This window comes from Aquibacillus koreensis, assembly GCF_025154055.1.
Lineage (GTDB): Bacteria > Bacillota > Bacilli > Bacillales > Amphibacillaceae > Aquibacillus_C > Aquibacillus_C koreensis.
The window spans coordinates 1-10,802 of record NZ_JAOALK010000035.1; the positions used below are offsets into that span (position 1 = coordinate 1).

Sequence of the window (10,802 nt, forward strand, 5' to 3'; positions counted from 1 at the left end):
ATCGGTCATTGGAAGGAATGACCGATTTTTTTAAACTGCTTTTCACTTCACTTTTGATATCTTCACAAAAACACCCTACTTTTTCACTGGTCTCGGACGGTTCTCCTGTTTCCGCATCACATCGTTATAGACAGGAGAATCGCATCAGGTGGTGATCCGCATATTTCCATTTGTGTACAGGAGAACCGTCCCCATGTTTCCAAAATGGTGTGATATGATAGGAGTATTGTGATTGTAAGGGGTGGTTATTAGGGTGGAAACAATTATTTTTGATGTGGATGATACGTTATATGATCAGACGGTGCCTTTTAGAAACTCATTTAAACGACTGTTTGATGTACCTTTTTCTGATACGGAATTGGATAAGTTATACGTAGCGAGTAGAAAAGTGAGTGATTCACTTTTTGATAGATGTGAAGCGGGAGAAATCTCTATAACAGAGATGCAGATTCGCCGCGTTACAGATGCTTGGGAGCAATTTAATATACCAATAACAAGAGATAAAGCACAAAAGTTCCAGGAGACTTATTTGGATGAGCAACACAAAATTCAATTGTTTGAGGAAGTGGAACAACTATTGGAACTGCTTCATAACGAAGGTAAGCAACTTGCCATTCTAACAAATGGTGAGGACAAGCACCAGTCGATGAAAATAAAACAGCTTGGGCTTGAGCGCTGGATCCCAAAAGAAAATCATTTTATTTCAGGTGCGCTTGGTGTAGCGAAGCCAAACACAGAGGTTTTTCAAATTATAGAAGATAGACTTAAGTTGGATAAGAAAAAAACAGTCTATATTGGAGATTCCTTCGATAACGATATTGTTGGCGCCAAAAAAGCGGGGTGGCAAGCGATCTGGATGAACCACCGAAAAAGAAAAATGCCAGTGGGAACACATAAACCAGATAAAGAAATGTATCATGCAAAAGAAATGTTAGAGTTCTTTCAACCGATCATTATAAATAATTAAAATGGAGGGGTGGTTGATTCTGCTAGAAAATTTAGCAGAACGCCACCCTTTTTTTCTTGAGGCTTAAAATAAAAAAAAGATGGAAACATAAGAACCGTCCCCATGTTTCCAACTATGTCTTTTCCTAGTTGGGGGTGCATAGGATGGTTTGTGAGGGTGGAGTATGGGGTACAATTGATGTATATGTTATGGTTATTATAAGGAGAGTGATGATGTTGAGTAGTAAAAGTACAGGATCGATTGTCGAGAGTTCACTAGACGCTTTATTATCGGATGATTCGTTTTTACCAGAGCTACAAGGTCAAATAAGGAAACAGGCATTCACTTCGTTAGTCTCGATTCTTTCCACACCGAATCACATACATAAGTCGTTTTTGAGAATCTCGTTAGAAAATGGGAAAGTGATCCGGATTCCAGCTTTCCGGGTTCAACATAATGATACGCTTGGACCATATAAAGGTGGAATTCGTTTTCATGAATCCGTTAATGAGGATGAGGTAATCAACCTTGCTTCACTGATGACGTTAAAAAACGCATTACATGAAGTGCCTTTTGGTGGTGGCAAAGGCGGCATTGTCATTAATCCAAGAGAATTTTCTATCAAAGAGTTACATGCCATATGTGTAAAGTACGTGCATTACTTTAGTGATGTAATAGGACCAGATAAAGATATTCCAGCACCGGATATGGGTTCTGGTGATCGTGAAATGGATTGGATGATGGCCGAGTACAAGAGCATTCATCCTGGCCAGACATATCGTGGAAGTTTTACCGGGAAAAGTATCGTCAATGGTGGCTCATTAGGTAGAAGAGAAGCAACGGGTAAAGGTGTATATTTTACATTTCGTTATATGTTGCATGACTTTGTACAGGAACAAAAAAAGTGGTTTACTACGAATAAAAGTGTTTTTGCAGAAACGGCTTTAGAGTATGCGGAACGGCCATTAACCGTAGCTGTTCAAGGGTTTGGTAATGTTGGTTCTGTCGCAGCATTGGAAGCTTTTAAGTGTGATTTTTTACAAAACAAAGTCGTTGCCGTAAGTGATCGTAATGTCACTTTATATAATTCGGATGGGTTAGATATTCCAGCACTTGTCACTTATGTTACAGAAGGAAATGGAGATCTACCTACAACGAAAGAACAATTAGAACAAAATGATATCAAAGCGGACATTCATGGTCGTGATGACATTTTAACACTTGATGTGGACGCACTATTTTTGGCAGCTTTAGAAGATCAAATTCATAAGAATAATGTCGATGATGTAAAAGCGCGGATTATTATTGAAGGTGCAAACTCTCCTGTGACAGGGGAAGCTGACGAGGTTTTAAGTGATAAGGGTGTTATCATTATTCCAGATATTCTTGCCAATGCTGGTGGTGTTATTGTTTCCTATTTTGAATGGCTACAAGGACGGGAAACACAGTTCTATACCGAAGAACAAGTATATAAACTTTTATATGACAAAATGAAAAACACGATGGATACAATCCTACCACAGTTTTTCGGCGATCCATTTCCACTCCGCCAAAACTGTTACATCCAAGCAGTCATGAAACTGTCCACCATCCTCTACCGACAAGGCAAACTATATTGAAAAAATGGAAACAGGGGGACGGTTCTCCTGTTTCCATTTTTTTGTGTATCGTTACTTTGTCGAAGGGGTATACAATTAACTTTTAAATAATAGATGATATTTACCATATAATAGGTTATTATAGATTTGAACAACACCTCTGCCTACCTTTTTTGCAACCCACTTTTTAAAACGCCAACAAGATTTCACTTCAGATTCATTTTAATTCCACAGTTACACTCACTTTTCGTAATTCCAATCCATCCCATCTCCAAATTAACCAAATAGGTTGGTGATCACAGTGCCTCGTCAAGCAAGACGGAAAAGTAATAGCGGTATTTATCATGTAATGTTAAGAGGAGCCAATAGGCAAGAAATCTTCCACGATGAGGAGGATTGTATTACGTTTCTAGATACGGTGAGAGCGTATAAGGAGAAGTCTAGTATTTCCGTATTTAGTTGGTGCTTAATGAACAATCACGTCCATCTCTTACTAAAGGAAGGCGATGAAAGTCTTTCTGAAACAATGAAACGAATTGGTGTTAGCTACGTCTGGTATTATAATTTAAAATATGATACAACTGGTCATCTGTTCCAGGATCGATTTAGAAGCGAGGTTGTCGAAGACCGTAGATCATTCCTCGCGGTGATTAGATATATACACAGAAATCCTCTGAAAGCGGGGATAGCCAGTCATTTAGGCGACTGGCAGTGGAGCAGTTTTACTGGAATTATGGGGGAATATCGGTATCCTAGAGATTTGTTGGACAGAGATTTTGTGTTACAGGCCTTTTCGAACGACAAAACAATAGCTAGGAATAAATTCAAAGCATTTTGTGAGAAACAAAATGATGAAGAAAGTCTTGATGAAAAATACGAAGTGAAAAAGAGACTAACAGACGTGGATGCTAGAAACGCAATAAGGGAGATGCTTTGTGGAGTAGAAATTGCGCAAGTGAAAAGCATGCCTAGGATTGAAAGAAATAAAATTCTTTATGAAATAAAAGTAATTAAAGGATTATCACAAAGACAAGCATCAAGGATCTTTGGTGTGTCTGCAAGCTTGATTAATAAGGTGCAATCACGGCAATAAGGTGATATAGAGGTGGAAACGCAAGAACCGTCCCCATGTTTCCAAGGACTGTCCCTGCGTTTCTGTCTGTCATGTCATTTACTATTTATGCTCTTTTTCTTCTTGCATATAGGAGGTAACCTGCACCTAGAAGTAGCATGATGTTACCAATTGCTAACCAGTTATACATGTTGGTTGCAGTGTCAGGTAGGTCATCATCTGAATCAGCGTTTTTATCTCCTGTAGTAGAGTCATTGTCGTCTGAATCGGAATCCGTATCTCCATTATCCGAACCTTGATCACCAGAATCAGCATCTTTATCTCCAGAGTCTTGATCATCACCAGTCTGGCTGTCATCCCCGCCAGAACCATCGTCCTCACCGGATCCGTCACCGGAACCATCATCTCCATCTGAACCATCACCGTCACCAGTTGAAGGAGTAGGAGCAACGATCGTGTCCCATGCTGGATCTATCGTGTAAGGACTATCTTTAAAGTCTTTCTCACCTTGAATGCCTCTAAACTGTAAATCTGCGAAGTCTACTAAATTCATAATATCTTCTTCCGTTCTAGAGTGACTACCTTCACGGAATGCTAGGCCAACTTTGTTACTTTCATCTAAGAAGTTATAAACTTTGCTAGCGCCAACGTAAGATACGAACATACCTTCAGGGTTTGTGCCGTAATCTTCATAGCCAGAAGTTAAAATTAAACTTCTTGGAGCAACTAATGCAGCAAGCTCATGTTGGTCTAAAGGAATTTGATTCACGTTTTGGAATCCGCCAAATACGGAAGTGAACCAATGACCTTCTGTGCTTCCTTGGAGGTTGCCAAGTCCTTCATGCGAACCTGCAGTACCCCAATCATATTCTTTACCTGCAAAAGATGCACGGTATGACGCCATTCCACCCATACCAGATGCATGAGGATTAACCACGTCAAAGCGTTCATCAAAAGCACCAGTTACTAGTGCAGCTTTTCCATAGCGAGAGAAACCTGTAATAACAGATAGATCTGGATCTATTGCTTCATATGCATTTTGTTCAAGCGCATCTAACACTTTACCTGCTCCCCAAGCCCAGGCCATAAGTGCACCCACGTCGTTATCTACCTCAGAGTATGGGTAAAGATCGTAGAAAGCACCTGTTCTGGTGTAGTTGTCAGCAGCAACGTCATTAGGGCTCAACGAAACCACTGCATATCCGCGGTCATTAATTTGACTTTCAAATTCATTAGGTGCCCAAAATGAGCTAAATCCTCCTAGTGTAACGATGACTGGGTAAGGACCTTCGATATCAACATCTTCAGAAGGCAAGCTAACCGTCACTGGGAAAGAAGCTTCTTTTCCATTTGCTTTTACTGTAATAGTCATACCATCATCTGTTTTCTCGAACGATACTTCTTCATTAGAAGTGTCTGGCATGTAACCATACATATAGAATTGATACATATCTTTTAATTCTTCGGCACGACGATCCCAGTCTGCCTTCGATGTTACTTTTGAACCATCCATAAAGGTAAATGGATCAGGCAGTTCTGCAATCTCAGGAAGTGTATGCGGCTCGTCAAATTTTTCACTTCTTTTTAATGTTTGTACGACTGCTTTTAATCCAGCTAAAGATTCGTCTAAATTAGCTTGCGTCATCTTCTCGGCCTCTAACACGTCACGAGCAGCGTCAATAGGACCATTTAAAACAGAGCCGTTTAAAAATACATCTTGATTAATTGACTCCACATATTCTAAATAAGTTAATAAATCGTATGGATTGATTTCAGTAGCATCTCCGTCTTCTTTACCAGCAAGCTTTACTTCACCAAATAATGATGGATTAGCATATGCTTGTCCCGTAGTATCAAAAACGTTTAAAGTAGCAACACGAGAACTGCTGTCGTCAGCTTCGTTTATCTGTAATTCCAAGCCCATCACACTATCATTTGTTGGTGCTTCATTAAGAGCGATTCTAGCCTCAACAATATAACCAGTGTCCGTTAATTTTGTCTTTGAATAAAAACGGTTTATGTCACCATTATCAGCTGAACGAACATTTTCATGATTTACACGGAAATGTAAATCATCACTTTGATAAGAAACTGCTTTATCATTTAATTCATCTAAGAAAATTTCGATAGAGTCCTGCATATATGGTGCAGTATTTTCACTGTTTAACACTTCGTCATTAATTTCAGCAAGCACATATAGTGCATTGTCATCCCATAATGTTTTGAAAATACCGTTTGTTGATGTTCCATCAGCTCCAATTAAAGGGGCAACAGGTAGTATCTCGTTCCATACTTCATCAATATCACCATCAATCGCGGGAGATCCGAACTCGGCTGTCATCCCATTGCTGATGTCTGCAATTTTTGTAGGGGCTACAATCGTATCCCATTTCTCTTCAATGGTATATGGACTTTTTTTAAAATCCTTCTCCGATTCCATACCTCTAAACTGTAAGTCAGCAAAATCTAATAAGTTATCAATATCCGTGTCGTTTCTGGAGTGACTACCTTCTCGGAAGCCAACGCCAATTCGATCATTAATATCTAAAAAGTCATAAACCTTACTAGCACCAACATAAGAAACAAACATACCTTCAGGATTTGTACCATAATCTTCATAACCAGAAGTTAGAATTAAGCTTCTTGGCGCTACTAATGCTGATAGTAAATGTTGATCAAAAGGTATTTGCTTCACGTTCTGGAATCCACCAAAAACAGAATTAAACCAGTGGCCTTCTGTGCTTCCTTGGAGGTTGCCAAGACCTTCATGTGAACCAGCTGTTCCCCAGTCATATTCTTTTCCAACAAATGAAGCACGGAATGAAGCCATTCCACCCATACCTGATGCATGTGGGTTAACAACATCAAATCGTTCATCAAACGCACCTGTAACAAGTGCGGCTTTACCATAACGAGAAAAACCAGTAATGACAGATTTTTCAGCGTTAATTCCTTCAAAAGCATTTTGTTCTAGGGCATCTAAAACTTTTCCTGCACCCCAACCCCATGCCATTAGCGCACCCACATCATTCCTTACCTCAGAGTAAGGATATAGATCAAAGAATGCACCATTTCTTGTATAGTTATCTGCGGCTATATCATTTGGCTGGAAGCTTACGACTGCATAACCGCGCTCATTCGCTACTGCCTCATAATCCGCAGGAGGCCAAAAAGAGTTAATCCCTCCAAGTGCTACAATCACTGGATACGGACCATCTATTTCGCTATCTTCCCCTGGCAAACTTACTGTGACAGGAAAAGAAGCTTCCTTCCCATTCGCTTTCACCGTAATATTCATTCCATCTTCCGTTTTTTCAAAACTAACTTCTTCACCAGAAGTGTCTGGCATATATCCATACATATAGAATTGGTATAGATCTCTTAATTCTTCTGCACGACTATTCCAATCGGCTTCTGTTCTAACCTGAGATCCATCTCTAAATGTAAATGGGTCATGGAGCCCCTCAAATTCTGAGAGTGTATGTGGCTCATCATATTTTTCACTTCTTTTTAATGTTTGTACAACTGCTTCTAAATCTACTAATGCCTGGTCTATTTCTGCTTGTGTTTTATCTTCTTTATCTAATACTGCATGAGCAGCATTGATCGGTTCAATTAAATCTTTGCCATTAATAAAAACATCCTGGTTGATTGCTTCCACATAATCCAAGTATGCTAGTAAATCAAAAGGATTAATACCAGTAGTATCTCCTTCTTCTTTACCAGTAAGCTGGATTTCGCCAAAAAGGGAAGGGTCAGCATAAGCTTGTCCAGTTTCATCAAATAGGTTTATTGTAGCATCACGAGAACCACTGATTGCATCATTAATCTGTAATTCAAAACCCAATATCTTCTCGTTAACTGGCGCCTCAGTAAATGCAATTCTCGCTTCTATGATATACCCTGTATCCGTTACTTTTGTTTTTGTATAAAAACGATTTATATCACCGTTATCTGCAGATCGAACATTTTCGTAGTTTATGCGAAAATGTAGATCATCGCTTTGATAAGAAGGAGTTTTATCATTTTTTTCATCTATAAAGATTTCTAAAGAGTCTTGTTCATAAGGTGCAGTGCTATCATCGTTGAGGACCTCATCAGAAATCTCTGCAAGTATATAAAATGCATTGTCGTCCCATAAGGTTTTAAAGGTGCCAGTTGTGGTAGTTTCCTTAGATGTAATGGTTGGTGTGACAGGTTCGACACTATTCCAAAGTTCATCAATTTCTCCATCAACAGTAGGTGATCCAAATGTTGCGGACATGATAGCTGTGTCATCTTCAGCAGCTTGCACTGTTGAATCAACCCCTTGAAAAGGCGCTACTACGAGAATGACTACTAGAAAAGAGATGAAGACACGTTTAAACATCAATTTTTGATTTCGACTCATTCTATTAATCTTCCTTTCTGTATAAATAGTATTTTTCTACTAGAACTGTTACTGAAACGATTATCTTGCTATCACCTCCATACAAAAAATTGCACTATGCTACCAAATATGACAAGAACCACATATATTAAACGACAAAATGTAAGCCTTTTCATTTTATAGTTATGTAAAAAACAATATTCTGATAAATAGGTAGCTAGTAACATTGTGGTCATTATATAATTCTGATAGAATTTGGTCCATAGACAAAGAAAAGCTGATTTGTACTTTTTAAAGATTTGTAGAAATGAGGGAAATACTATATGGCAAGTTACGATCAATTGGTCCCGCAAATCGGATACTTCATGTCTCGACATTGTTTGCCTAACTGGAGAATCAATGAAAGCGTTATTCCGTTTATTGATTTAACTTACATATTTGAAGGAAAAGCCACGTATATCATTGACGGTATTTCTTATGATGTAGAAAAGGGTGACCTTGTTTGCATTCCAAAATACAGTACTCGCGCATCCGTTACCGATCCAGATGATCTTATGTCTAATTATGCGATTAATTTTCAATTATGTAATTACCAAGGAGAAGATGTGGAATTACCATTTCCTCCTGTGACTAGAATTGGCATTAATGATGAACTGATTAGTTTATATCATGAACTAAATCTGGCATGGCTTCATAAAAATCCTGGTTATCAAATAAATGTCCATGCTACTTTTCTTCAACTGATTCACCGTTATTTCACCAAGATCTACTACAAAAACCAATCAAACCCTATCGATCCCCGTATTCAAAAGGTAATGGAATATATAGATGAACATTTCTCTGCCTCAATCCAACTAGAGGATTTGGCAGATCTATTAGACCTAAATTCAGTGTACTTTGGTACCTTGTTTAAAAAGAATACAGGCCTATCAGTAAAAAAATATATTAATAAAATCAGAGTAAATAATGCTGAGAACTTAATCGTTAGTGGAGAATTCACCATGCATGAGGTAGCTCAAAAATGTGGGTTCCAAGACGTATTTTATTTTAGTAGAGTCTACAAAAACATAAAAGGACACCCACCATCCAAAGCCATAAAATAAACCGGAAACACGGGGACAGTTCTTGTAAACAGAGGGACGGTTCTTACGTTTACAAAAATGTAAACGCAAGAACCGTCCGAGACCAGTGAAAAAGTCTATTAATAAAATATAAAAAATATTATTAGATGAAAAATAAAAAAGACCTCCTAAATGGTATAATTAGTACGCTGATACCAAAACCATTAGGGGGTCTTTTTTATGCTTAGACAACAGCCAAAGCAATTTAGTTTTCATTCTGTATTATACAATAAAATTCCTGATAATCATATCCTAAAAGCGATATCTAAGGTCGTAGATTTTAGTTTTATTAATATTCTCCTTGAAGATACATACTGTAAAAATTTTGGTCGTCCTGCCAAAGAACCAGAAATGATGTGTAAGTTGCTTCTTCTTCAACACTTATTATAATTTATCCGACGAGAAAATGGAGTTGGAGCTAGTTTGAATTTAGCTTTTATGTACTTTCTTGGCATTGACCCGGAAGACACACTACCAGATAAGAGCTTACTTTCTAAGTTTAGAAAGCATCGCCTAGGTGAAGATACACTAGATGATATCCTTACGGAAATGGTGAGGCAATGTGTAGAGAAAGGCGTATTAAAAGGGAAAAGTGTTAGTTTAGATGCAACTCATATTATGGCAAATACAATTAAAAAAACTTCTGAGCGTTTAATGAAGCACCTCGCAAGAATGATCATCCATACATATGAAAAAGAGACAATTGGTGGACAAATAAAAGATTTACCTCAAGTACCTAATTATGAAGAAATAAAAGATCATCGCGAAGCGAAGGCGGTAATGAAAACCTATTTAGAAAAAGTTATAGAACTAGTTGAAGCACAAATAACAGAGCACGAACCACTTACGAATCAGTGGGTGCAAAAGGCAAAAGACAAAAGACATATTGTATGATCCGAAGTTTATTAACCAGAAAGGAACTCGCTCCATTATCGATGAGGATACGAGGGTAGGTAGAAAGAGTAAAACACAATCATTCTATGGCTATAAAACAGAAATTATGATGGACACTGATGAGCGAATTATTACTTCAGTTCGAACCGCAGACGGTTCTTATATGGATGGTGGATATACAAAAGATATGTTGGAACAGACACTGAAAAGTGGTATGAAGATTGAAGAGGTTTATGGAGACAAAGCCTACTTTAGAAAACCTATACTGGACGAAATCGAAGCTATTGAAGCAAAACCATATATCCCTGTTAGTTCAACTGTTTATCGCATTGATGAAGAAGAATTCACCTATAACAAAGACTCTGATGAATGGCAATGTACCGAAGGGAACATAACAGTTAGAAAGAAAAATTTCATCTCCAAAAACAAAGACGGTGAAGGAAGTGGCTATAAATATTACTTTGATCTTGAGCAATGCAAAGTATGTCCTCTTCATGACTTATGTGCAAAAAAGAGTGCTCGAAGAATACTTACCGTTGGTAAGAATACAACTGAATTCTACGAGATTTCTCAATATCAAAAAGCAGAAGAATTTATAGAAAAATATAAAAAAAGAGCTTCTATTGAAGGAAAGAATGCAGAGCTCAAACGTTTTCATGGCCTATCCTGAGCGAGGGGATATGGTCTATTAAGTGTGTCTAAACAGTCTAAGTTAGCTGCAATAGCAGCAAATATTAAGCGAATAGCAGCGATAGTATCCGCCTAATAAGGGTGGATTTCAATGAAAAATCGGTCATTGGAA

At 38.1% G+C, this 10,802-nt stretch carries 5 protein-coding genes and 1 pseudogene; 5 read left to right on the forward strand and 1 reads right to left on the reverse strand.

Annotated elements, in window-relative coordinates; translation table 11 throughout:
• Positions 1-253 precede the first annotated feature (253 nt).
• The 3 genes from NYQ66_RS09865 to NYQ66_RS09875 all read left to right on the forward strand — a co-directional run bounded on the left by NYQ66_RS09865 (position 254) and on the right by NYQ66_RS09875 (position 3,637).
• Positions 254-967: an HAD family hydrolase gene (locus NYQ66_RS09865; RefSeq protein WP_259869197.1), complete on the forward strand. Its 714-nt coding sequence runs from the start codon at positions 254-256 to the stop codon at positions 965-967.
• 215 nt (positions 968-1,182) lie between these two features.
• The gene (locus tag NYQ66_RS09870) at positions 1,183-2,565 is read left to right on the forward strand and encodes a Glu/Leu/Phe/Val family dehydrogenase (RefSeq protein ID WP_272480054.1); all 1,383 of its coding nucleotides are present in this window, start codon (positions 1,183-1,185) and stop codon (positions 2,563-2,565) included.
• Positions 2,566-2,845: 280 nt separating this feature from the next.
• Entirely contained in the window at positions 2,846-3,637 is a 792-nt protein-coding gene (locus NYQ66_RS09875) for an REP-associated tyrosine transposase (RefSeq protein WP_259869199.1), read from the forward strand.
• An 85-nt stretch (positions 3,638-3,722) separates the two neighbouring features.
• Here NYQ66_RS09875 and NYQ66_RS09880 read toward each other — a convergent pair whose 3' ends face one another.
• Entirely contained in the window at positions 3,723-8,006 is a 4,284-nt protein-coding gene (locus NYQ66_RS09880; RefSeq protein WP_259869200.1) for a glucuronyl esterase domain-containing protein, read from the reverse strand.
• A gap of 302 nt (positions 8,007-8,308) precedes the next feature.
• Here NYQ66_RS09880 and NYQ66_RS09885 point away from each other — a divergent pair, with 302 nt between their 5' ends.
• Both NYQ66_RS09885 and NYQ66_RS09890 read left to right on the forward strand, forming a co-directional pair.
• A complete protein-coding gene (locus NYQ66_RS09885) occupies positions 8,309-9,088 on the forward strand; it encodes an AraC family transcriptional regulator (protein WP_259869201.1) in 780 nt (259 codons plus the stop codon).
• 198 nt (positions 9,089-9,286) lie between these two features.
• Positions 9,287-10,763 (forward strand): annotated as a pseudogene (locus NYQ66_RS09890) (IS1182 family transposase); the annotation flags it as partial.
• Between the last annotated feature and the right edge of the window lie 39 nt (positions 10,764-10,802).

What these genes read in the sequence shown, in the direction of transcription:
- NYQ66_RS09880 (WP_259869200.1), bottom strand. Translation starts at nt 8,006, where the DNA reads ATGAGTCGAAATCAAAAATTGATGTTTAAACGTGTCTTCATCTCTTTT.
- NYQ66_RS09885 (WP_259869201.1), top strand. Translation starts at nt 8,309, where the DNA reads ATGGCAAGTTACGATCAATTGGTCCCGCAAATCGGATACTTCATGTCT.